Origin of the sequence: Symbiobacterium terraclitae (assembly GCF_017874315.1) — a bacterium.
Taxonomy (GTDB): domain Bacteria; phylum Bacillota; class Sulfobacillia; order Symbiobacteriales; family Symbiobacteriaceae; genus Symbiobacterium; species Symbiobacterium terraclitae.
Genome location: NZ_JAGGLG010000005.1, coordinates 63,462 through 86,679 on the forward strand (window position 1 = coordinate 63,462; position 23,218 = coordinate 86,679).

22 protein-coding genes are annotated in these 23,218 nt (G+C 69.4%); 7 read left to right on the plus strand and 15 right to left on the minus strand.

Annotated features, from left to right (window positions below; translation table 11 throughout):
- Window positions 1–27: 27 nt before the first annotated feature.
- The 10 genes from J2Z79_RS04320 to J2Z79_RS04365 all read right to left on the minus strand — a co-directional run bounded on the left by J2Z79_RS04320 (window position 28) and on the right by J2Z79_RS04365 (window position 9,660).
- Window positions 28–294, minus strand: coding sequence for a hypothetical protein (locus J2Z79_RS04320; RefSeq protein WP_209465636.1), 267 nt, complete (start codon window positions 292–294; stop codon window positions 28–30).
- A gap of 84 nt (window positions 295–378) precedes the next feature.
- A complete protein-coding gene (locus J2Z79_RS04325) occupies window positions 379–1,032 on the minus strand; it encodes a nitroreductase family protein (RefSeq protein WP_209465637.1) in 654 nt (217 codons plus the stop codon).
- Between the two features lie 94 nt (window positions 1,033–1,126).
- Window positions 1,127–2,938, minus strand: coding sequence for an ABC transporter substrate-binding protein (locus J2Z79_RS04330; RefSeq protein ID WP_209465638.1), 1,812 nt, complete (start codon window positions 2,936–2,938; stop codon window positions 1,127–1,129).
- 25 nt (window positions 2,939–2,963) lie between these two features.
- On the minus strand, window positions 2,964–3,170 hold the full coding sequence (locus tag J2Z79_RS04335; protein WP_209465639.1) for a hypothetical protein: 207 nt from the start codon (window positions 3,168–3,170) through the stop codon (window positions 2,964–2,966).
- Between the two features lie 3 nt (window positions 3,171–3,173).
- The gene (locus J2Z79_RS04340) at window positions 3,174–4,172 is read right to left on the minus strand and encodes an oligopeptide/dipeptide ABC transporter ATP-binding protein (RefSeq protein WP_209465640.1); all 999 of its coding nucleotides are present in this window, start codon (window positions 4,170–4,172) and stop codon (window positions 3,174–3,176) included.
- A 5-nt stretch (window positions 4,173–4,177) separates the two neighbouring features.
- Window positions 4,178–5,176: an ABC transporter ATP-binding protein gene (locus J2Z79_RS04345; RefSeq protein WP_209465641.1), complete on the minus strand. Its 999-nt coding sequence runs from the start codon at window positions 5,174–5,176 to the stop codon at window positions 4,178–4,180.
- Window positions 5,177–5,180: 4 nt separating this feature from the next.
- On the minus strand, window positions 5,181–6,053 hold the full coding sequence (locus tag J2Z79_RS04350; protein WP_209465642.1) for an ABC transporter permease: 873 nt from the start codon (window positions 6,051–6,053) through the stop codon (window positions 5,181–5,183).
- 9 nt (window positions 6,054–6,062) lie between these two features.
- A complete protein-coding gene (locus J2Z79_RS04355) occupies window positions 6,063–7,097 on the minus strand; it encodes an ABC transporter permease (protein WP_209465643.1) in 1,035 nt (344 codons plus the stop codon).
- Between the two features lie 238 nt (window positions 7,098–7,335).
- The gene (locus J2Z79_RS04360) at window positions 7,336–8,640 is read right to left on the minus strand and encodes a 6-phospho-beta-glucosidase (RefSeq protein WP_209465644.1); all 1,305 of its coding nucleotides are present in this window, start codon (window positions 8,638–8,640) and stop codon (window positions 7,336–7,338) included.
- 12 nt (window positions 8,641–8,652) lie between these two features.
- Window positions 8,653–9,660, minus strand: a complete 1,008-nt coding sequence (locus tag J2Z79_RS04365; protein WP_209465645.1) for an N-acetylglucosamine kinase — start codon at window positions 9,658–9,660, stop codon at window positions 8,653–8,655.
- Window positions 9,661–9,884: 224 nt separating this feature from the next.
- Here J2Z79_RS04365 and J2Z79_RS04370 point away from each other — a divergent pair, with 224 nt between their 5' ends.
- Window positions 9,885–11,750, plus strand: coding sequence for a beta-N-acetylhexosaminidase (locus J2Z79_RS04370; RefSeq protein ID WP_209465646.1), 1,866 nt, complete (start codon window positions 9,885–9,887; stop codon window positions 11,748–11,750).
- Window positions 11,751–11,819: 69 nt separating this feature from the next.
- Here the strand turns inward: J2Z79_RS04370 and J2Z79_RS04375 are convergent, their stop codons facing one another.
- Window positions 11,820–12,977: an exo-beta-N-acetylmuramidase NamZ family protein gene (locus tag J2Z79_RS04375; RefSeq protein ID WP_245302112.1), complete on the minus strand. Its 1,158-nt coding sequence runs from the start codon at window positions 12,975–12,977 to the stop codon at window positions 11,820–11,822.
- A 76-nt stretch (window positions 12,978–13,053) separates the two neighbouring features.
- Between J2Z79_RS04375 and J2Z79_RS04380 the strand changes: the two genes are divergently transcribed.
- A complete protein-coding gene (locus J2Z79_RS04380) occupies window positions 13,054–14,208 on the plus strand; it encodes a serine hydrolase domain-containing protein (protein ID WP_209465647.1) in 1,155 nt (384 codons plus the stop codon).
- 46 nt (window positions 14,209–14,254) lie between these two features.
- Here the strand turns inward: J2Z79_RS04380 and J2Z79_RS04385 are convergent, their stop codons facing one another.
- From J2Z79_RS04385 to nagZ, 4 genes are all read right to left on the minus strand, one after another.
- A complete protein-coding gene (locus tag J2Z79_RS04385; RefSeq protein WP_209465648.1) occupies window positions 14,255–14,986 on the minus strand; it encodes a PIG-L deacetylase family protein in 732 nt (243 codons plus the stop codon).
- A 112-nt stretch (window positions 14,987–15,098) separates the two neighbouring features.
- Window positions 15,099–16,265: an anhydro-N-acetylmuramic acid kinase gene (locus tag J2Z79_RS04390; RefSeq protein WP_342589411.1), complete on the minus strand. Its 1,167-nt coding sequence runs from the start codon at window positions 16,263–16,265 to the stop codon at window positions 15,099–15,101.
- Complete coding sequence (locus J2Z79_RS04395; protein WP_209465650.1) at window positions 16,243–17,400, minus strand: serine hydrolase domain-containing protein; 1,158 nt, start codon at window positions 17,398–17,400, stop codon at window positions 16,243–16,245. Before J2Z79_RS04395 ends, J2Z79_RS04390 begins: the two co-directional genes overlap by 23 nt.
- Before the next feature lie 12 nt (window positions 17,401–17,412).
- Window positions 17,413–18,957 carry a beta-N-acetylhexosaminidase gene (gene nagZ, locus J2Z79_RS04400; RefSeq protein WP_209465651.1) on the minus strand — a complete coding sequence of 515 codons (1,545 nt, stop codon included), beginning with the start codon at window positions 18,955–18,957 and terminating at the stop codon, window positions 17,413–17,415.
- A 186-nt stretch (window positions 18,958–19,143) separates the two neighbouring features.
- On the opposite strand from nagZ, the gene J2Z79_RS04405 reads away from it, so the two are divergent.
- The 5 genes from J2Z79_RS04405 to J2Z79_RS04425 are packed head-to-tail and all read left to right on the plus strand — an operon-like array spanning window position 19,144 to window position 23,215.
- Entirely contained in the window at window positions 19,144–20,124 is a 981-nt protein-coding gene (locus J2Z79_RS04405; RefSeq protein WP_342589412.1) for an ABC transporter permease, read from the plus strand.
- A 3-nt stretch (window positions 20,125–20,127) separates the two neighbouring features.
- Complete coding sequence (locus J2Z79_RS04410; RefSeq protein ID WP_245302114.1) at window positions 20,128–21,003, plus strand: ABC transporter permease; 876 nt, start codon at window positions 20,128–20,130, stop codon at window positions 21,001–21,003.
- Window positions 21,004–21,015: 12 nt separating this feature from the next.
- Window positions 21,016–22,020, plus strand: coding sequence for an ABC transporter ATP-binding protein (locus tag J2Z79_RS04415; protein WP_209465654.1), 1,005 nt, complete (start codon window positions 21,016–21,018; stop codon window positions 22,018–22,020).
- Window positions 22,017–23,021, plus strand: coding sequence for an ABC transporter ATP-binding protein (locus tag J2Z79_RS04420; RefSeq protein ID WP_209465655.1), 1,005 nt, complete (start codon window positions 22,017–22,019; stop codon window positions 23,019–23,021). The genes J2Z79_RS04415 and J2Z79_RS04420 overlap by 4 nt, the downstream gene beginning before the upstream one ends.
- Window positions 22,973–23,215, plus strand: a complete 243-nt coding sequence (locus tag J2Z79_RS04425) for a hypothetical protein (RefSeq protein ID WP_209465656.1) — start codon at window positions 22,973–22,975, stop codon at window positions 23,213–23,215. The genes J2Z79_RS04420 and J2Z79_RS04425 overlap by 49 nt, the downstream gene beginning before the upstream one ends.
- Window positions 23,216–23,218: the final 3 nt, after the last annotated feature.

The following is a 23,218-nucleotide window of genomic DNA, read 5'->3' on the forward strand; positions in this document are numbered from 1 at the left end:
GCCGAGCGGCCAGGGGGGTTGTTGGTCTTATTGCCAGCTGCGCTGAGGGAAGTGGCGCAGCTCGCCCTGCGCCGGGAACCGGGCCCGGCCCAGCGCCGGGTAGCGGTCCCTCAGCGCGCGCAGGACCTCCCAGTGCCAGAAGGAGCGCCAGCGCCGCCTCACCCGGCCCAGCAGGGCCGCCAGCCATCCGGTACGCCGCCCGGCCCTGCGGTGCCACGGGATCCGCCGGCGGCCCCGGAGGGCACCCGCCCGGAGGCGCTTCCCCCGCCCCCCGCCCGGGCCACGCGTACCCATACGCCCTCACTCCCCGTACCCGTACATGAAGCCTGCCCTAACATTTTTCCCGGGCAGGCTTCAGGGCATACGGGGTGACAGGGGCTACCGGATGACCTCCACCACCTCGCTGAGCGGCTTCCGGGGAGCGCCCTCCCGCTCCTCGGCGGGGAAGCCCACCGGCACCAGGGCGACGAAGTCCCAGCCCTCAGGCACGCCCAGCAGCCGCTCGATCTCGGCCTTCGCCTGCAGCGGCCCGGCCATCCAGCAGGCGCCCAGCCCCTGCTGGTGCAGCGCCAGAAGCAGCAGCATGATCGCCCCGCCGATGGTCTGGATGCGGGAGGAGCCGAACCGGCGCCACTCGATCATCTCCCGGGCGGCGGGATCGCCCTCGCCCCGGGCGGCCAGCAGCCTGTCGGCCACGGACTGGTAGGCCCCCACCTGCACGGCGATGCAGGCGGGCGCGTGCCGGAAGAAGGCGCTGGTCACCACCCAGCGGTCCGCGTGCGCCCGGTAGGGCTCCGACTCCGGCCAGGAGGCCATCAGCCGGCTGCGGGACTCCACCGCGTCAGCCAGCTTGCCGATGAGCTCCCGGTTCTTGACCACCGTGAACCGCCAGGGCTGGAAGTTGCCCCCGCTGGGCGCCCAGGTGGCCAGCTCGATGGCCCGCTGCAGCATCTCGTCGGGCACGTCATCGGGACGGTACCTGCGAATCGAGCGGCGGGTACGGACGAGTTCGAACAGCTCCTGGTACTCCATGCACTCACTCCCTCTCTCCACGATGACGCAGAGCTGCCTCGCAGCCTGCCCAGCAAGGGGCGGGCGGCGCTCACGCCGCCCGCCGGCGACAGACCTACTGATCCACGCCCCTGAGCCGGCCAGTAACGATGAGCGGCGTCAGGAAGGAGTCGGCGCTGCCGTTGGTCAGGATCGGGTCCCCGTCGGGCGGCCACCCGGTCACGTTGACGCCGTCAAGGATCGGGGCGTTGGAGTAGCGCTCGAAGACCGGGATGACCGGGAGCAGCTCGTTGAAGGCCAGGGCCAGCGTCGTGACCGTCTGCCGCTGCTGTGCCTCGCTGCCGACGGCAGACTGGATGGCCAACTCCTGGAAGTTGATCTCGCCGCCGCTCCACCGCTGGACGACGGGGAAGTTCTGGCCGGGCCTCTCGGGCACGGGGTTGATGGTCACGCCGCCTCCGTTGTAGGTGACCAGGTTGGCCAGGTAGGCGAACTGCGGGTGCGGCGTGCTGCTGCCCCACGGCAGGAAGCCGAACTGGAACGCGCCCGCGTTCATGTCAGTGGTGTACTGACTCCACACGGTGCCACGGATGGACGTCTTGATCCCGAAGGCGTTCAGCTGCTGGGCCACGTTCTCGGCGGCGGCGCTCCAGTCAGCGAAATCGCTGGGAACGGAGAACTCGAACTCGAGCCGCCTGCCCCTGTCGTCGACCCAGACGCCGTCCGCGCCCCGGGTGAACCCCAGCCCCTTCAGCAGCTCCTCGGCCTTCGCCGGGTTGTGCTCGTACTTGTTGAGCTTGGCGATGTCGGCCGGGTCCATCCAGGTCTTCACCATGTTGTCGGCCATGCCGGCCATGTACTCCACGGCGATGCCGGACCGGCCCAGCGCCACCGTGCCGGCCTGCGTCCGCTCAATCGCATACGCCAGGGCCTGACGAAACTCCTTCACGTTGAACGGGTAGATGTCGTTGTTGAAGAAGATGGCCGGGCCGGTGTAGTACGGAAAGCGGATGATGCGCAGGCCCATGTTGATGAACTGCTGCTCGGTGGCGGGCGGGAAGGCGTGGGTGACGAAGTCGATCTTCTTGTCGAGCACGAGCGGGGTCACGGTCGCCGTCTCACCGTTGAAGATCACGATCTTGTCGATCTTGACCAGGTCGGCGTTCCAGGCGTCGGGCCGCTTGACCAGGGTGACCTGCGCCTCGGTGATGTTCTGCACATCCATCTTGAACGGCCCCGACGCCACGTAGTCCGCCGGGCGGAAGGCGTCGAACTCCGCCAGGAGGCTCTTGACCTCGTCGGACTGGTTCGTCAGGCCCTTTTCGTACAGCTGTGCGAACTGGTCGGCCCACTCGCCGTACACCGAGGTCGGCTGCGGGTTCATGCGCAGGATGTAGTATATCGCCACGGGGTTGAGGTCAGACAGTTTGAACTCCACGGTGAAGGGGTCGACGATCCGGAAACTCTCCACGTACCGCCACACGGTGTAGTTCTTCGCCCGGCCGATCCACATGTAGTTGGCGACGTCCCGGGCGCTGAACTCGGTCCCGTCCGACCACTTCACCCCCTGGCGCAGGCTGACGGTCAGCGTCCGGTTGGCCTCATCGACCTTCCAGTCGGTCGCGAGCTGTTTCTCCCAGGAGTTGTCGTGCCAGTAGTAGAGCGCCAGCGGGCTCGTCATCAGGTTGGCGTACGGGCCGCCGGGGAAGTTGAGCACACCGGTCACGAACACATTGAAGTGGCTCTTGGGGGGAACCTCGTAGGCCCATGCGCCGTGGAGCACCGTTTCCCTGGCCGCCGGGGCCCCTCCCTGGCCGGCCCCCCCGTCACCAGGAGAGGGCGCATCCGAAGGCTTGCCGGCGCACGCCGAGAGCACCAGGGCCAGCACGGCCGCCATCGCCACCGCCGAAAGGAACCGCTTCCGCATTCCACACCCTCCGTTCACTGAGTCTTTATTCCTCCCAGCCGCCCTCCGGGCGTCTGCGGGAACCCCGGGTCAGCCACCAGACCGCGCCGGCCATAATCAGGCCGAGCGCCAGCGAGAACTCGGTGATCACCCGCTCGGCGGTGCCTCGCTCCAGGAAGCAGAGGAGCACCGCCGCGACCAGGATGATCCAGGTGGCGATCTGGAACGCAAGCTTTCCCATCTCCGGTGGCACGGGCTACACCTCCGTCCGTTCCGGCGCCCGTCCGTCCAGCGGGGCGTGACAGGCCACCGCGTGATCGGGCAGGAGCGGTGCGAGCGCCGGTTGCATCCTGTCGCACTTCCCCTCCACCCAGACCGGGCAGCGCGGGTGGAAGTGGCATCCCGGGGGCAGGTCGGTCAGCCGGGGAACGTCGTCGCTGCGAAGGCGGATCCGCTCCTTGGTGCGGGTGATGCGGGGGTCTGCCTCGGGGATGGCCGATATCAGCGCCGCCGTGTACGGGTGCTGCGGCTGACGGATCAGGTTCGGGGTTCGGGCCAGCTCGACCAGGCGCCCCGTGTACATCACGCCGATGCGCCCCTCCCGGGCGAAGTACCGGGCAAGGGCCAGGTCGTGGGTGATGAAGAGGAAGCTGACACCGAGCTCCCTGTTCAACCGGAGCAGCATGTTCAGCAGGCTGGCCCGGATGGAGACGTCCACCATGGAGACAGCCTCGTCGGCCACGATGAACTGCGGGTTCACCGTGAGCGCCCGGGCCACGGCAACCCGCTGCCGCTGCCCGCCCGAGAGCTGGTGCGGAAACTTGTCGAGGATCTCCTCCGCAGGGGTGAGGTCGACCAGTTCCAGGAGCTCGATCGCCCGGCGGCGCGCCGCCCGCTCGTCGGCGGCCAGGCGGTGGTAGAGCAGCGGGGCGCTCAGCGTCTGGTAGATGGTCCGCACCGGGTTGAGGGATGAGAAGGGATCCTGGTGCACCATCTGCACCGCCCGGCGGTACCGCGCGAACTCAGCCCCCTGAAGGTGCGCGACCTCTTTCCCCTCGAAGAGGATCTTCCCTTCGGAAGGCTCCAGGAGGCCGGCAGCCAGCTTGCCTGTCGTCGTCTTGCCGCACCCCGATTCACCCACGAGGCAGACGATCTCCCGGGGGGCGATGGCCAGGCTCACCTGGTCCACCGCCCGCACCACCTGCCGCTTCTGCTGGAAGCAGCGGCTGACGCGCTTCAGCTCCAACAGGGCCACGGGCGCTACCTCCCCTCGGCGTCAGCGAGTACCCGCTGCCAGTGGTGGCACGCCACCAGGTGCCCGTCGACGGCGCTGAGCGCCGGCTCCGCGGACCGGCAGGCGCCGTCGGCGTACGGACAGCGGGGATGGAACTTGCAGCCCGGAGGCGGGTTGACGAGATCGGGCGGCGACCCCGGAATGGAGGTGAGCTCCTCCCGCTCCCCCCTGAGGGTGGGAACCGCCCGGATGAGGCCGCGGGTGTACGGGTGGTGGGGGCGTTCAAAGATCGCGTGCACCTCGCCGATCTCCACCAGCTGCCCGGCATACATGGTGGCCACCCGGTCGGCCAGCTCGGCGGCCAGGGAGAGGTCGTGGGAGATGAAGATCAGGGTGAACTGGAACTCCCGCTTCAGCTCCCGGAGCAGGTCGATGATCGTCCGCTGGGTCAGGATGTCCAGGGCCGTGGTCGGCTCGTCCAGGATGACGATCCGGGGCCGCAGCAGGAGCCCCAGGGCCAGCAGCACCCGCTGCCGCATCCCGCCCGACAGCTCGTGCGGGTAAGCGCGCAGCACGCGGTCCGCGTCCAGGTGCACGGCCGTCAGCATGCGGTGGGCCCTCCGCAGCACCTCGCCCCGGTCGGTCAGGCCATGGGCCCGTGCGGTGTCGAGGAAGTGGTCCTGAATGCGGATCACGGGGTTGAATGCGCCCATCGCCGCCTGGAGCATCAGCGCCACTTCCGACCAGCGCAGTCGGCGCAGCTCCGCCTCCGGGAGCGTGAGCAGATCCCGCCTTCCGCCGGCATCCGCCAGGGTGACCGAGCCGCCCGTGATGCGGGCCGTGCCCGGGGTGAGTCCGATCAGGGCGAAGCCGAGGGTGGACTTGCCGCAGCCGCTCTCACCGATGAGCGCCAGGGTCTCACCGGCGTAGAGATCGAAGCTCACGCCCCGGAGTGCCTGAACCTTCCCCCGGCGGCTCTGGTACTCGAGCCTCAGATTGCGCACGGAGAGCACGACTTCCGACATACGGCTACTCCCCACTTCGCAGGCGTGGATTGAAGAGCTCCTCCAGCGAACGGTTCATCGAAATGAGCGCGAACTGAAGGATGACGATCACGGTGATCGGGGCGATCAGGTACCACACGGAGCTGGATCCGTAGATGGCACCCTGGTTCCAGGCCAGGTTGATCATGACGCCCCAGTTGTGTGTGGCCAGGGGGATGATGCCGAGGAAGATGAGGCCCACCTGGGAGTAAATGGCCTGCGTCATGGTCAGGACGAACTGGGTCAGCAGGTAGCTCATCATGTTGGGCATGATCTCCCGGAACAGCAGGTGGCTCGTGGGCAGGCCCAGGGCCCGCGCCGCCTGAACGTAGTCGCGCTCCTTCAGGGAGAGCACCTGTGCCCTGATGGTCCGGGTGAGCGTCCCCCAGCCGATGAGGGCGAGGATCACGGCCAGCCCGGCCGGGGAGTTCAGCCGCACGAAGCCGGCCAGCACCAGGAGCAGCGGGAAGTGGGGGATGGTGAGCACCAGCTCGGCGGCGGCGTTGACCAGGCTGTCGACCCAGCCGCCCATCAGCGCCGCCAGCGAGCCCAGGACGATGGAGATGAGCACCACCAGGAAGGCGGAGAGGGCGGCGACGTAGATCACCTCGCGCCCGCCGGTGAGGATCTGGCGGAAGATGTCGCGCCCCTGGTAATCGGTGCCCAGCGGGTGCTTCAGGGAGGGCGGCTGGTAGATCTGGTCGATATTGGCCGTCATGTCCAGTGCGACGAAGAGCGGCGCCGTGAAGGCGACGACCACGATGAGCAGGGTGACGAGAAAGCCGGCGAAACCCACCTTGTTGCGGGCCATGATGCGCAGCGACTGTAGGAGCCCGTGGCCGAGATTCCGGAGGGCCATCGCAGCACGCTACCTCCCCTCGATGCGGATCCGCGGATCCAGCAGGCCGTAGAGCAGGTCAGCCAGCAGGTTGGCGGCGACCACGCTCGTACAGATGATGATGAAGATCGCCTGCATCACCGGGTAGTCGCGGGAGGTGAGGGCCGAGGACAGCTTCATCCCGATACCCTGGTAGGTGAAGACCGATTCGATGAGCGTGGACCCGCCCACGACGAAGCCGATCGAGATCGCCAGGGACGTGAAGAGCGGCAGCACGGCGTTCCGGCCCACATAGGCGGTGGCGATGCGCTGGTCACTGAGGCCCCGGGCCCGGGCAACCATCACGTAGTCCTCGCCCAGGGTGGCCATCGTGCTGGAGCGCATGGCCAGCATCCAGTTGCCCACGGTGGTGACCACGTACGTGATGATGGGCAGGGCGGCGTGGTAGAGCGCATCGCTCAGGAAGGCCCACGACCACTCCGGGTGGACGCCGGGGGAGAGCGAGCCCCGCACCGCGGCCACGTCGAACCACTTCCAGCGCACGCCAAAGTAGACGATGATCAGCACGCCGACGATGTAGTTGGGCACCGCCGAGATGATCGACGCGAGCGAGGTCAGAACATGGTCCAGCAGCGTGTTGCGGCGGTAGGCTGTCACCGTGCCCAGCAGGATGCCGAGCACGAAACTGGTGACCAGCGAGACGGAGACGACGAACAGCGTCCAGGGCAGGAACCGCAGGATCAGGTCGCTGACGGGCGTGCGGGTGGACACGATGGACATGCCGAAGTCGCCGTGCAGCAGGCTCCAGATGTAGTCGAGGTACTGGAGCCACAGCGGCTTGTCGAGGTCGATCTGGTAGAGGGCGGCGGCCATCTGCTGCGCCTCGATGAGCGGAACGCCCTGGGCCAGCTGCTGGGATATGTAGATGTCGAGGGGGTTGCCCGGCATCAGGCGGATCAGGAAGAACGTCAGCGTCGTGACGACGAAGATGGTCAGGAGCGCCTTGACCACCCGCCGGAGGTAGTAGCTCCGCCACACCTTCCGCAGCGTTTCGGAGAGGGCCATCCTCTCAGTCCTCCCTGGCTGGGTCTGCCACGCAAATGGTATATACATGTTTGACGACTCGTGCAATAATCCTCCTTCTTTCCTGTGAATTCGCGGTGTTCATACTCTTACTCCGCCTCACGTGCTTTCGAGGCATTAAGAAAAGCACCCCCCATATGGTCAGTCCCTGTGACCATTCTGGGGAGTGCAGGATAATCCGGACGGCCGCCGAGATGGGGTGCGGGGGCTTTCCCCCTCTCTATCTGCCCGCGAACTGCGGCAGGTAGCGGGCGTGGGCGGCGGACATCTCGGCCCAGAGCTGCTTCGCCACCGCCACCGAGGGGACCAGCGGGTTGGCGGCCAGCGCCTGCAGCGCCAGCGACGGGTCGCCGCTCACCGCCGCCGCGATGGTCAGCTCCTCGTACGCCTTCACGTGCTGCAGCAGCCCCCTGAGCTGCGGCGGCAGGTGGCCGACGGTGAGCGGGACGGCCCCGTGGGCGCCCACCAGGGCGCTGACCTCGACGGCCGCCTCGCCGGGCAGGTCGGCCAGGGCCCCGTTGTTCCGGGTATTGACGGCGTGGACCTCCCGCCGGTCGTTGGCGATCGCATCGATCAGGGAGACCGCGGCCTCCGAGTAGTGGGCCCCGCCGCGCTTGGCCAGCTCGGGCGGCTTGACGTCGAGGCCCGGGTCGCTGTACTTCCGGAACAGCTCGGCCTCGGTCCGCTTCACCACCTCGGCCCGGGTGCCCTGGCCGCCCGCGGCCTCGATCTCCTTCTGCAGCATTTCGGGGAGCATGTAGAAGTACCGGTGATACGGGCACGGCATGTAGCCCATCCCCAGGAGGAACTCCCGGTCGTAGGGGAGCGCCGCCACGTTGGCGGGCGTGCCCGCCGCCGGGGCCATCGCCTCCAGCACCCGGGCGGTGACGTCCCGGCCGTCCAGGTAGACCCTGGCCCAGACCAGGTGATTGAGCCCCATGAACTGCAGGAAGACCCGGGAGGGCTCGACCCCCAGGATGTTGGCCGCGGCGATCGTCATGTTGATCGGGTTGTTGCACAGGCCCAGCACGCGGACGCGGCTGTGGCGCAGCACCGCCTCGGTCAGGATGCCCGCGGGGTTGGTGAAGTTGATCAGCCACGCGCCGGGCGCCACCTTTTCCATGTCCCGGCACACGTCCAGGATGACGGGGATGGTGCGCAGCGCCTTGAAGAAGCCGCCAGCCCCGGTGGTCTCCTGGCCGAGGGCGCCGTACTTCAGCGGAATCCGCTCATCCAGCGCCCGGGCGTCCAGGCCGCCCACCCGGAACTGGGAGACGACGAAGTCCACCCCCTCCAGCGCGGCGCGCCGGTCGAAGTGCACCGACACCCTCGCCTGCATTCCCGCCCGGTCCAGCATGCGCCGGGTGAGCCCGGCGATGATCTCCACCTTCTCCCGCCCCTCGGGCACGTCCACCAGCCGCAGCTCGGCCAGGGGCAGCGCCTCCCGCCGCTGGATGAACCCGTCGACCAGCTCCGGGGTGTAGCTCGAACCGCCGCCGATGACGGCGACCTTCAGCGTCTTCACCGAGACCCCTCCCTATACGTTCGTTTCCTGATTCAGCGGCAGATCGGGCGGCATGGTGGCGGCCAGCCGCTCGCAGACGGAATCCGTCGCCTCCAGCCCCGCCCGTTCCAGGGCGAGGAGCCAGGCGCCCACCACGGGCTCGAAGCGGGGCCGGATGAGGCGCGCCCGCGGGGCGACCCGGTGCACCTCGAGCCGGAAGGCGTCGACGAGGAGCGGGTTGTTCCCCTTCCAGGTGGAGCCGGCGAGCACCACCTCCACCTCCTCGTCGCACAGGTTCAGCTGGCGGATCACGCCGCCCACCGACCGGCCCATCCGGCGGCCCATCTCGATCAGGGCCTCCTGCGCGGCCTGGTCGCCGCGGTTGGCCGCCTCGAAGACCAGCGGCGCCAGGGCAAAGATCCGCCCGCGCTCGATCTGGCCCCGGTACAGCTTCTCCCGCAGGTCGTCGACGTCCGCCGCCCCGAGGGCCGCCAGCACCGGCCCGGTGAGCGCCGTCTCCACGCCGCGCTGCTCCGCAGCCAGGAAGACCGCCGCCACCGCGGCGCGACCCAGGTCGGCCCCGCCGCCGTAGTCGCCGAAGAGGCCGCCGAGGCCCCCCACCTGCACCTCCCGGCCGTCCTTGCCGATACCGGCCTGGTTGGTGCCGGTGCCGCAGATGGAGACGACGCCCCACCGGCCGGTCAGGCCCGCCCGCAGGCCGGCGAAGCTGTCGTTGTGGACGGAGAATCGCATGTCCGGCCACCGCTCCTGGATGGCCTCCTCCAGCATCGCGTAATCGCAGGGCAGGTCCGCCCCCGCCAGGCAGAAGGCGGCGTGGTGAACCTCGCCGGGGGCGAGGCCGCCCGCCGCGAGGGCCTCCTCCACCGCCCGGGCGATCGAGGCCATCGCGAGCGGGAGCCCGCCCTGTGACTGGTGGTTCCCCGTTCCGCCCTTGCCCAGGCCGATCAGGCGGCCCGACTCGTCGCCCAGGAGCGCATAGGTCTTGGTGGCACCGGCATCGATGCCGAGAAAATAGCGCATGTTCGCAGCCTCCGTTGCACAGAATGGCCCGATGTGGTTGCGACGGTTGCCGTACGGCAGGATTCACCCTGCGTGAACAGAACTGGTATATACATCTTCCCCGTTCCTGTTTGACAGCGAGGACCGAAACCCTCCCGCCGGATGAACCGATTATCAGTTCCGCATGCTGCCAGAGGTACGCGTGCCTGCGCCGGCTCCCGACCCCATCTGTGGAGGTGTATCCCATGCTGCACAGCCCCGCACTGGTACCGGCCCCGCGCCAGCTGACCTGCGGCGAGCGGGCCGTACGGGTCCCTGATGAACTCTGGGTGGTCGTCGCCGGCCACCACCAGGAGCTCCTCCCCGTCCTGCGCAGCTTCCAGGAGTCCGTCTCGGCCGGTGTCGGCGTCGCCGTGCGCCTGACCGCGAGCCCCAGGGGCCTGGAGGAGCGGTTCCATGTGGCCGTTCTGGTCGGCGACCGCGCGGTGACCCACCCGCAGGGTTACCGGCTGGCGGTGGCGCCCGAGGGCATCCGCCTGGATGCCGCCACGCCGCAGGGCGCCGCGTACGGCCTGGCCACGCTGAAGCAGATCCTGGCCACCGGCCGGGAGGTGCCGGAGCTTCAGATCGACGACTATCCGGACTTCGCCCGGCGGGGCGTGATGCTGGACATCAGCCGGGGCAAGGTGCCCACGATGGAGCGCCTCTTCCGCTTCGTGGACCTGCTGGCCGACCTGAAGGTCAACGAGTTCCAGCTCTACACCGAGCACACCTTCGCCTACCGGGAGCACCGGGAGGTCTGGCAGGCCTACTCGCCCATGACCGGCGAGCAGATCATGCTCCTCGACCGGTACTGCCGGGAGCGGTTCATCGACCTGGTGCCCAACCAGAACTCCTTCGGCCACATGACGCCTTGGCTGATCCACCCCCGCTACCAGCACATGGCAGAGGCGCCCGACGGGTTCGAGCTGCCCTGGGGCGGCCGCCGGGACGAGCCGTTCTCGCTCTCGCCGGCCGAGCCCTCGGTCATCCCGTTCCTGGCGGGGCTCTACGACGAGCTCCTGCCGCACTTCACCAGCCAGTACTTCAATGTTGGCTGCGACGAGACCTTCGACCTGGGCCAGGGCCGCTCGAAAAAGGCGGTGGCGGAGCGGGGAGAGCATGCCGTCTACCTCGAGCAGCTGCTGAAGATCTACCGCCTGGTGGCCGAGCGGGGCCGCACGATGCAGTTCTGGGGCGACATCATCATCAAGTACCCCGAGGCGGTGGCCCAGCTGCCCAAGGACGTCATCGCGCTGGAGTGGGGCTACGAGGCGGACCACCCCTTCGACGCCCACTGCGCCGAGTACGCGCGGGCGGGCGTGCCGTTCTACGTGTGCCCCGGCACGTCGACCTGGATGTCGCTGGTGGGGCGGACCGAGAACGCCCTGGGCAACATGCGGAATGCGGCGGAAAGCGGGCTGAAGCACGGGGCGGCGGGCTACCTCAACACCATCTGGGGCGATTACGGCCACCAGGACTACGAGCCGGTCGTCTACCTGCCCGTGGCCTACGGCGCCGGGGTGAGCTGGGCGTTCACGGCCAACCGGGACCGCGATGTGCGGCCTTTCCTCAACCAGCTGCTCTTCCGCGATGCCGCCGGCGCCATCGGCGACGTGCTGCACGACCTCGGCAACACCTACCTGGCCGCCGGGCCGCTCCTGCACAACTCCACCGCCCTGGGGCGGCTGTTCCACAGCGCCGCGGCGTGGCGCACGTGGAAGCCGCTCGCCGAGTGCGACTTCGCGGCGCAGGAGCAGGCGGTGCGGCAGGCGGCGGCCGGCCTCGAGCGGGCGGACCTGCGCACGGCCGACGGCCCCCTGGTCATGCGGGAGATGCGCAACAGCGTGCGCCTCCTGCTCCTGCTCTGCGACCTGGGTCGCACCCTGCAGGGCGTCCAGAGGGGAGAGCGGCCGGCCACGGGGAAGGTGCAGCAGCTCGTCCGGGAACTGGACGAGGTCGCCTACGAGCACCGGGAGCTCTGGCTGCAGCGTAACCGGCCGGGCGGCCTGGAGGAGATGAGCATGAAGCCCTTCCGCGCCTGGCGGCAGGAGCTGCAGAAACTGGGCTGAGCGGCCCGCGGCGGCGGGTGAAGGCGGGGCTGCCCGGCGGTCGGCGCCAGGCAGCCCCGGTCAGGTGGGCTACCGATAGAGATGGTACGCGGCCGACTCGGCGGCGAACCGGCGGGACTCCTCCTCCCACCGCGCCAGCACGTCCTCCAGGGGCAGTTCCCCCTCCGCAGCCCGGTAGAGCAGGTCGGAGCCGCTCAGCCGGTCGAGGGAGCGGATGCGGCCCCAGGAGACCCACTCGAACTTGCCGGGGTGGAGCCTGCGTACGGCCTCGACCACGTGGGCGCCCAGGGCCACGGGGCGCACGGCCGCCCGGTCGACCACGTGGATCTGCACGCCCCGGCAGTGCTCGCCCTTGTGCTTGGACGTCCACGGGGTGAAGTAGGTGGGCCGGAACAGGACCCCCGGCAGGTTGCGCCGGCTGAGCTCGGCGACGGTCTTCCGCTCATCCAGCCACGGTGCGCCGAAGACCTGGAACGGCAGCGCCGTGCCCCGGCCCTCGGAGAGGTTCGTCCCCTCCAGGAAGCAGAGGCCGGGGTAGAGCGTGAGCATCTCCAGGCCGTTGGCCGCCGGGCTGGGCGGGACGAAGGGCAGACCCGTCTCGTCCCACCACATGGCGCGCCGCCAGCCGTCCACCGGCACGACGGTGAGGTCGCAGCCGATGCCGAACCGGTCGTTGATCCAGGTGGCGATCTCGCCGTGGGTGAGGCCGTGGCGGGTGGCCACGGGGTAGAGCCCGACGAAGGACTCCAGCCCGGGCTGCACCACGCCGCCCTCCACCTGCACGCCGCCGATGGGGTTCGGGCGGTCCAGCACCACCAGCCGCTTGCCGTTCTCCGCGGCGGCCTGCATGCAGTAGGCCAGGGTCCAGGTGTAGGTGTAGAACCGCACCCCTGCGTCCTGCAGGTCGAAGAGGAGCACGTCGACGTCCCGGAGCATCTCCGGCGTCGGCTTGCGGGTCTCGCCGTACAGGCTGTGAACCGGGAGCCCGGTCACCGGGTCCACCGAGCTGCCGACCTTCTCGCCCGCGGCGGCGTCGCCCCGGATGCCGTGCTCGGGCGAGAAGAGCGCCGTCACCTGCACCTCGGGATCCGCCGCCAGCAGGTCGATGATGGACTCCAGCCGGCTGTTCACGCCGGTGTGATTGGTCACGATGCCCACCCGGGACCCCCTGAGCAGGTCCCTGCGGTCGGCGAGCAGCACCTCGTTGCCGAGTCTGACCCTTGCCATTCGCTATCCCTCGTCTCTGCATAGATCTGACTGAGGCGGGCCGCCTGCGTCCGCCGTGTGAGGAGTTGACGGAACGATGACCGGAGTACCCTTCGCCGACGGCCTGCAGGCCACCCGCTGGCCCCGCGGCCTGCGCCCGGCGGGCCCCGCGGAGGCGGGCTTCGATCCCGGGCGGCTGGAGCGGGCCTTCGGCCTGCTGGAGGCGGAGATCGCCGCGGGGCAGCTGCCGGGAGCGGTGGCCGTGATCGCCCGGGACGGCGCCGTGGCGGCGCACCGGGCCCTGGGCTGGGCGGCGGTGCACCCCGCGCGGCGCCCCATGGCGCCCGACACCCTCTTCGACCTGGCCTCGCTCACCAAGGTGATGGCGACCCTGCCCGCGGTCCTGCTGCTGATCGACCGCGGCGAGATCCGGCTCGACGACCCGCTGCACCTGTTCTTCCCCGAGTACCGCGGGGAGGGGCGCGAGGAGATCCGCATCCGCCACCTGCTCACCCACACCGCCGGCTTCCCCCCGGGCAGCCCGGTCCTGCGGGAGCCGGCCGGGAGCCGTGCGGAGCGCATCGCCCGCCTCGCCTCGGTGCCGCTGCAGGCGCCGCCGGGCAGCCGGATCATCTACAGCGATCTCGGGTTCATCCTGCTGGGCGAGCTGGTGGCGAAGGTGAGCGGCCAGCCGCTGGACCGGTTCGTACGGGAACAGGTCCACCGGCCGCTCGGCCTCGTGCACGCCGGCTACCTGCCCTCCGGAGACCGCGCCCGCTCCGCGGCGGCCACCGAGTACCGGGAGCGGCTGGGCCGCCACCAGTGCGGCGAGGTGCACGACGAGAACGCCACGGCGCTGGGCGGCGTGGCGGGCCACGCCGGCCTCTTCGCCACCGCCCCGGAGGTCGCGGCCTACGGGCAGATGTGGCTGGAAGGCGGCGCCGGGGTCCTGTCGCCCGCCGCAGTGGCCGCGGCCACCCGCGACCAGACGCCCCACCTGCCGGGGCAGGAGCACCGGGGCCTCGGCTGGATCGTCGCCCGGGAGGACTCAGCAGGCCTGAGCTGCGGCGACCTGTTCAGCCCCGGCTCCTTCGGCCACACGGGGTTCACCGGCACCAGCCTCTGGATCGACCCCCACCGGCGCCTGGTGGTCGCCCTGCTGACCAACCGGGTGCACTTCGGCCGCACCGATCATATCCTCCGCCTGCGGCCCCGGTTCCACAACGCCGTGGCAGCGGCGGTCATCAGATGAAGGCCAGGACTGCCAGGGCAGGATCGCCCTGGCAGTCCTGCATTGACTACAGCTCGAACGGCAGCCGGTCGCCCGGGGCGTACTGCCGCAGGCCGCCCTTGGGCACCATCAGCGTGGCGGCGTACTTCCAGTTCAGGCCGCCGCCCAGGCAGCCCCGCATCCGGGCCAGCGACTTGTAGTAGTCGGCGTAGGGCCAGCCCGTCGCGCCGTTCCACAGGGCGAAGCTGGAGAGGGCGTCGCAGTACTGCTCGAAGATCGGCTCGGGAATGTTGACGTAGATGTCCGGCTCGTAGCCCTCCATGTCCTCCCAGTTCTCGGAGAAGTAGACCCGGCGGGTCCAGTGGGCCGGCTTGGACCGCTCAATGCGCTTGAGGGCGGCGAAGAAGTAGGCGTCCATGGCGATCTTGTGGGCGTGCCGGTGGTCGCGGTGCATCGAGTTCTGCCAGTGGGTGATGAGCACGTCGGGCTTGATGTCGCGGATGATGTCGCAGACCTCGAGGGAGACCTCGTCGTTGTACGGCAGCTCCGCGTCCTTGTAGTTCAGGAAGATCGCCTCCGCGCCCAGCTTCCGGGCGCACTCGGCGGCCTCCCGCTTCTTCTGCTCGGCGTACTCCTCGGCAGAGAGGGTCGGGTGCCCCTTCTCGCCCGGGGTCAGGCTGAGCATGAAGGCCTTGTGGCCGGCGGCGGTGTACTTGGCCACGATCATCCCGGCGGCCAGCTCCTGGTCGGCCGCATGAGCCCCGATGGTCAGAATCCGCATCTCCCTTGGTTCAGCCATGACAAGCTCCTCCTCGTACGTGGTGAATGGAAAGCTCAGGCACTCACGGGCCCTGCGGCAGGCTGACTGCCGGGCGCATGGTCATCCCGCAAGCGCACCGGGCGGGATCCCCTCACAGGCAGATCTTCCCCAGCACGGCCCGCCCGCCCCCGGTGGCGCCGGGCACGTTGGTGGGCAGCTCCAGGACGCAGTCGTTGGCCAGCAGGGCGAAGGCGATGGCCTCCTTGGCGTCGGAGTTGATGCCCACCGCCTCGTGGGCGGTCACCCGGGCGCCGGGCAGGGCCTCGGCCAGCATCCGCATCAGCACCGGGTTGCGGGCGCCGCCCCCGCCGACGATCACCTCGTCCACCGGGCCCAGGAACCGCCGGTAGGCGTCGGCGATGGAGTGCGCCGTGAAGGCCGTGGCGGTGGCCACCAGGTCGGCCGGCTCGCCTCGCCCGAACAGCCCCGACGCGAACTGCACGCCGAACAGCTCCCGGCCGGTGGTCTTGGGCGGCCGCGCCGCCAGGTACGGGTGCGCCATCAGCTCGGTCAGCAGGTCTGGCAGCACGCGGCCCTGCGCGGCGATGGCGCCCCCCTCGTCGAAGGGCCGGCCGAAGTAGTGGCTGGTCAGGGCGTCGATCAGCATGTTGCCCGGGCCGGTGTCGAAGGCGACCACCTCCTCCAGGGCGCAGCCGGCGGGCAGGTAGGTCACGTTGCCGATGCCGCCGATGTTCTGCACGGCGCGGCTCAGCCGCCCGTCCCGCAGGAGGCACCAGTCCAGGTAGGGCACCAGCGGCGCCCCCTGGCCGCCCGCGGCCACGTCCCGCACCCGGAAGTCGCCGACCGTCACCACGCCCGTGCGGGCGGCGATCACGGCCGGCTCGCCGATCTGCAGGGTGCTGCGGGAGACGGCGCCGGCCCGGTCGACCGGGTTGGGCTCGTGCCAGACCGTCTGGCCGTGGGAGCCGATCAGGTCCACCTCCTCCGGGCGCACGCCGGCCTCCCGCATCAGCCGCAGGGCTGCATCGGCGAAAACCTCGCCCAGGACGAAGTTCATCTGGCAGACCGAGACGACGTCGGTCGTCTCCGGCCGGAAGAGGCGGAAGATCTCCGCCCGCACGGCCGGGTCGAAGGGATACGTGGCGAAGTGGACCGGGGCGATCTGCACACCCGGCCCGCCGCCCCGGATCCGCACCAGGGCGCAGTCGATGCCGTCCACCGAGGTGCCGGACATCAGGCCGATCACGAGGCGCTCCGGTTTGGCTGCGATCCCCTCAAGGCGTCTCAGGCGCCTCACCCCCTTCATCTGCGCAATCCCAGGCCGCGGCCACGGCGTTGTGGAAGGCGGGGCGCAGGGCGAAGAGATCGGGCCCTGCGCGCCGCGGCACCGGGTGGAGCCGGTTGGTCAGGAGGATGACGAACAGCTGCCGCTCGGGGTCGATCCAGAGCGACGTGCCCGTAAAGCCCGTGTGGCCGAAGCTGGCGGGCGAGAGCAGCTCGCCGCAGGAGTGGGACCGCGCCGGAAGCGGGTCCGCAGGCGGCTTCTGCCACCCGAGTCCCCGGGCCTCGGCCTGCCCCGGCGTCAGGTTCCGGGTGGCCAGCGCGACGGCCGCGCGCGAGAGGATCGGGGCGCCGCCGCGCAGCCAGGCCCGGGCGTAGGCGGCGAGGTCGGCCGCCGTGCTGAAGAGCCCGGCGTGGCTCGACACGCCGTCCAGACCGTAGAAAGCGTTGCCGTCGTTGGCCTCGCCCCAAAATATCCCCCGCCGCCACCGTCCGAACTCGGCGGCGCGGCTCCCCGCCATGCCGTACTCGGTGCGGTTTCCCTCCTCGGTGGCTGCGATGCGGCTGCGGTCGACCCGGGGGGTCCAGCAGGTCTCGGCCATCCCCAGAGGGTCGAAGACGGCCGACTTGCAGAAATCGGCCAGCGGCTGCCCGGTCACCCTGACGACGATGCCCCCGAGCAGGATGAAGCCCAGGTCGCTGTAGACCACCCGCGTCCCCGGGGCGGATTCCAGCGGGACCTGTCCGATGGCACGCAGGTACTCGTCCCAGCCCCGGCAGTCCAGGTAGAGCGGCCGCCAGGCGGGCAGGCCGCCGGTATGCGTCAGCAGGTGGCGGACCGTCACGCGCTCGTCGGGAAACTCCGGCAAGATGGCATGGACCGGGGCGTCCAGGGAGAAGGCCCCCTCTTCCACCAGCCGGAGGACGGCCGGCAGTGCGGCCACCACCTTGGTGAGCGACGCCAGGTCGAAGAGCGTGTCGGTGCGCATGGGGATCTTCTCGGGCCGCAGGGCGGCGTGCCCGAAGGCGCGCACGACCAGCTGGTCGGGACCGCCCACGGCGGCCACGGCCCCGGCGAAGGCGCCCTGCTCCACCCCGCGCGCCAGCACGGCGAAAGCCCGTTCCAGGCGGGCCGGGTCAACCGCGCACACGGCCGCTCCCCCCTACTGCGAAAGTGCAACGGGCAGCCGGCCGGGCGCCGGGGCCTGTCCCAACAGGCAGCGCAGCGCCGCCTCGGCCGCGAGCCGATGGTCCTCGTACATCACCACGGCGCCGGCCACACCGGGGACCGCGAGCAGGTCGTAGGGCCCGCGCTGCGGCACCAGCAACACCCGGCGGCCGGCGGCCACCAGGGCCCGGACCAGGGCGACCTGGCCGGGAAACCGCTGCGCCAGGTACGTGGCCACCACGACCAGGTCGGCCTCCGCAGACTCGGCCACCAGCCGTTCCACCTCCCCGGGTCCGGGCTCGCGCCGCACGCCCGCCGCCCGCATGCCGGGCGCGAGCTCGGCGGCAGCCCGGAGGACGGGCGAACCAGTGGGCTCCCGCTCCTCCACCTCCACCACGGGCGCGGGGTCCACCGCGAGGAGGAGGGTCCGCTCCGGCCGGACGGGGAGGACGTCATCCAGGTTTCCGACCGCGGTGATGGCGGCCGCGGCGGCCTCGGCGGCCAGCGCGCGGTGATCCGGCCCGCCGACGACGGCGGGGTCGCCGGCCTGGCCGTGCCGCGCCACCCGCTCCCGGGCGGCCCGCACGCGCCGCAGGGCCTCCTCGACCCGCTGCGCGGGGATGCGGCCGCTCTCGATGGCGCTGCGCACCGCGGCGATGGCCTCCCGCTGGACCTCTTCGCGGTGGGAGACCAGCACCAGGTCGGCGCCGGCGGCAATGGCCCGCACGGCCCCCTCGGCGGTGCCCACGTGGTCAGCGATCGCCTTCATCTCCATACAGTCGGTGATGATCAGGCCGTCGAAGCCCAGCCGTTCCCGCAGGAGACCCGTCAGCACCGCCGGCGAGATGGTGGCCGGCACGTCCGGCTCTGGCTCCACCGCGGGGAAGGCCACGTGGGCCGTCATGACGGCATCGACGCCCGCGGCGATGGCGCGCCGGAAGGGCAGCAGCTCCACGGCCTCCAGCCGCTCCATCCCGTGCGGCACGTGGGTCAGGGCCAGGTGGGAGTCCACCGCGGTGTCGCCGTGGCCGGGGAAGTGCTTGGCCGTGGTCAGCACGCCCTCCGCCTGGTGGCCGCGGATGTAGGCGGCGCCGTGTTCGGCCACCCGCCCGGGGTCAGAGCCGAAGGAGCGCACGCCGATGACCGGGTTGGCGGGGTTGACGTTCACGTCTAACACCGGGGCCAGGTTCATGTTGATCCCCATCGCCCGCAGCTCCCGGGCGATGCCTGCGCCCACGCGCTCGGTGAGCGCCGTGCAGCCGGCCGCGCCCAGGCTCATGGCGCCCGGCCACGGGGTGGCGCTCAGCCGCAGCACGATGCCGCCCTCCTGGTCGGTGGCGATCAGCAGGGGCAGCCCGGCGCTGCAGGACTGAATGCGGTCGGTCAGGCGCCGCGCCTGCTCAGGCGAGACCAGGTTGCGGGCAAACAGGATGACGCCGCCCACGCCCTCGGCGCGGAGGAAACCCTCCGGCACATCCTCGGGTGCGGCGCCGCGAAAACCGATCATGAACAGCTCTCCGGCCCTTGCAGCCAGTGACATACAGAGCAACTCCTTTTGTACGGGCTCGACGGTGCTGTGACGCAAACCGGAAGGGCTATATCGTACCACCCATTTTTGTGTTCGAGTGGTATATACATTTTCCTCTCTCGGCAGAAGGAATTCAACCAAGCGAAGGGGAATCTCAACGGCGACCTCCTCCGTTCGGACCACGCGGCAAAGGTGGATGTGAAGTTGAAAAAGCTAGTAGTATCGCTGGTAACCATACTGTTCGCCATTATCTGCATGTTCCTGGTCATCCAGAACATGCCCGGCGATCCGGTGGAAACCCTGGCAGCGGAGATTGCCCGTACGGAGAATCTCGAGATGGAGTTGGCCTACGCCAAGGCCAAGAGCGTGCTGAACTACGACCCTGACATCCCGGTCATGCAGCGGCTGGTCAACTACCTGGGCGGCGTCCTGCGCGGCAACCTGGGCACCTCGCTGGCCTACCACAAGCCGGTGCTGCAGCTGGTGCTCGGCGCGCTCCCCTGGACCCTGCTGGTGCTGACCATCTCGCTCACGCTCTCCTTCAGCGTGGGGGTGCTGACAGGCATCTTCATCGCCTGGAAGCGGAAACGGTGGATGAACGCGGCCCTCAACGTCTGGCAATCGATCTTCGGTTCGATCCCCGACTACATCGTCGCGTACCTGCTGATCTTCCTCTTCGCCGTCACCCTCGGCTGGCTGCCCGCACGCGGCCCGTACAGCGCCGAGGTTACCCCGGGATTCAACATGGCCTTCATCGCCAACGTCATCCGGCACGCTATCCTGCCGGTGATGGCCTACTTCCTGACCACCGTGGCCAACTGGACCATCGGCATGCGGGCCAACGCCCTGACGGTGCTGGGCGAGGACTACGTGACCTACGCCACCGCCCGCGGCCTCTCGCAGCGGCGCATCCTCGTCCACTACGTCGGCCGCAACTCCGTGCTCCCGATGATCACCTCGCTGGCCATCTCGTTCGGCTTCATGTTCGGCGGCTCGCCGCTGATCGAGAACCTCTTCCTCTACCCCGGGGTCGGCTACTACCTGAACCAGGCGATCACCCGGCGTGACTACCCGCTGATGCAGGGGATGTACTTCATCATGATCGTGGTGGTCGTGCTCTCCGGGCTCCTGGCTGAGAAACTCTACGCCGTGCTCAACCCACGCCTGAGGGAGAGATAGATGATGGTGAACGGTCGCCGCACGAACAGGGTATCCGGCCTTCGGGCGTTCTTCAGCGTCATCTGGCGGAACCCGCTGTCCCGAACGGGCTTCCTGATCCTGCTCTCCTTCCTGCTGATGGCCATCTTCGGGCCGATGTTCATCCCCGAGCTGAAGTCCGACTACGCCAACCGCCTGCAGCCGCCCTCGGCGGCGCACTGGCTCGGCACCGACCTCGCCGGCAAGGACACGCTGCTGCAGCTGATCCTCGGGTCCCGGGAGGTCCTCCTGGTGGCCGCCTACGCCGGGTTCTTCGCGGTGCTGATCGCCGCCGTCATCGGCATCGTCGCCGGCCTGCAGGGCGGCATCGTGGACCGGATCCTGATGCTCATCACCGACGTGGTGCTGACGATGCCCAGCTTCCCCGTGACCATGATCCTCTCGATGGTCATCCGCATCACCGAACCCCTGGTGTTCGGCCTGGTGCTGGGCCTCTGGTCCTGGGCGGGCCTGGCCAAGGCCATCCGCTCCCAGGTGCTCAACCTGAAGCACCGGGAGTTCATCGAGGCCAGCCGCATCCTGGGGCTGAGCAAGTTCAACATCATCATCTACGACGTACTGCCCAACCTGGTGTCGTACATCGCCGTCAACTTCATCTCGATCATGAAGGGCGCCATCACCTCCAGCGTCGGTCTCATGATCCTGGGACTCGTGCCCTTCCAGGGCAACCACTGGGGCGTGATGATCCAGGTGGCCATTTCCCAGACCGGGGCCCTGATGGGGTCCGCGTCGATGGTGTACTTCCTGGCGCCGGTCGTCTGCCTCATGCTCTTCCAGCTGGGCTCCTACTTCTTTGCGAGCGGGCTGGACGAGGCGCTCAACCCCCGCCTGCGGGCCTAGAGGAGTGGAAGAATGGCAGACCCGATTCTCGAGATCAAAGACCTCACCGTAGAGTTCGCCCTACATGGACGCAAGATCCGCGCCTGCGACAGCGTCAACCTGACCATCCGCCGCGGCGAGATCATCGGCATCATCGGCGAGAGCGGCTCCGGCAAGACCACGCTGGTGTCGGGCATCCTGAACCTCATCCAGCCGCCGGGCAAGATCACCTCCGGCCAGGTGATCTACCACCAGCGGGACGGCCAGACCGTCGACCTGCGCACCCTGACCCCCGAGGAGTTCGCGAAGCACCGCTGGACCAACCTCACCTCGGTCTTCCAGGCGGCGCAGAACGTGATGAACCCCTCGCTGCGGGTGAAGGAGCACTTCCTGGAGACCGCCTGGGCGCACGACCCCGACATGAAGGAAGAGGCGATCCTCGCCAAGGCCCGCGACCTGCTGAGCCGGGTGCGGCTTGAGGAGCGGGTGCTGGACTGCTACCCGCACCAGCTCTCCGGCGGGATGAAGCAGCGGTGCATCATCGCGCTCAGCCTGATCCTCAGCCCCGACATCATCTTCCTGGACGAGCCGACGACCGCCCTGGACGTCATCACCCAGTGGTACATCCTCGAGATCCTGAAGCAGATCCAGAAAGACTATGGCCTGACGATGGTCTTCCTCACCCACGACGTCTCGATCATCGGCTCCATCGTCGACCGGCTCGTGGTGATGTACGCCGGCGAGGTGGTGGAGTACGGCCCCGTGCTCGACCTCTTCAAGCGGCCGACGCACCCCTACACCGCCGGCCTGATGACCGCCATCCCGTCGCTGCGGGACGACGTCACCCGCCGGAAGGCGATCCCGGGCAACCCGCCCGACCTGGCCAACCTGCCCGACGCCTGCCGCTTCGCACCGCGGTGCTGGGCCAAGGCGCAGGGCATCTGCGAGGGCGAGCGCGCCGGCACGCTCCGGATGTACGGCAGCAACCCCGATCAGTACACTCGCTGTTACAGCTGGGAGAAGGTGTTTCGCCAGTGAACCTCATCGAACTGGAGAACGTAAGCGTCTACTTCCGCAGCGAGCGGAACCGGAATGAGCGGGTGGGCGCACTGGTCGGGATGAACCTGAAGATCGCCCCGGGCGAGATCATCGCCGTCGTGGGCGAGAGCGGCTGCGGCAAGACCACCCTCGGCAAGGTCATCACCGACATCTATCAGCCCACGGAAGGGCGAATCCTGTACAAGGGCAAGGACCTGCGGAGCCTCACCCGGCAGGAGTACCGGGAGTACCGGCTCGCCGTGCAGATGATCCACCAGGACTCCTACGCGGCGCTGAACCCCAACCGCACCATCTTCCAGTCCCTCTCCCTGCCGCTGCTGCAGCACCGGCTGGTGCGGAACCGGCAGCAGGCGTGGGACGAGCTCTACAACCTCTTCGGCGAGATCGGCCTGACGCCCCCCGAGCAGTTCCTGGAGAAGTACCCGCACCAGCTCTCGGGCGGGCAGCGCCAGCGCATCCTGCTGGCCCGGGCGCTCTCGGTGAAGCCGAGCCTCATCGTCGCGGACGAGCCCGTCTCGATGGTTGACGTGTCGCTGCGCATCTCGCTGCTGGACCTCATGGCCCGCGCCAACAAGAAGTACGGCATCTCCTTCGTCTACATCACCCACGACCTGGGCACCGCCCGCTACATCGCCCACCACGGCCGCATCGCCGTGATGTACCTGGGGCGCATGGTCGAGATGAACCAGATTCAGGCGGCCCTGGACCACCCGGCGCACCCCTACTTCCACGCCCTCATCGCCGCGGTGCCCGAGGCCGATCCGACCCTGCGGGGCGAACGCCTGCGGCAGCTGCCGCTGCGCTCCTTCGACATGCCCAGCGTCGTCAACGCCCCGCCGGGCTGCAAGTTCCACCCGCGCTGCCCCTACGCAGAGGAGGTGTGTGCCCGGGAGGAGCCCGGTCTCCGGGAGTATGAGGGAGGCATGGTGGCATGCCATCTGGTGGAAAAGATCAGGGCCGGGGGCCGGGAAGGGAAGTAGAGACGGCGCTGCAGTTCCTGCGCCTCATCGCAGCGGTGGCCATCACCGTTCTGATCATCGCCGTCCTGGGGCTCGCCCTCGGGCCGCGGGACGCCGGAACCCGGACGCTCTACGCGCTGGTCATTGGGTTCAACCTCTTGATCGCCTTGCTCTATTGGCCGGCGGTCAGGTTCCTGCAGCGGATCAACCGATAAGAG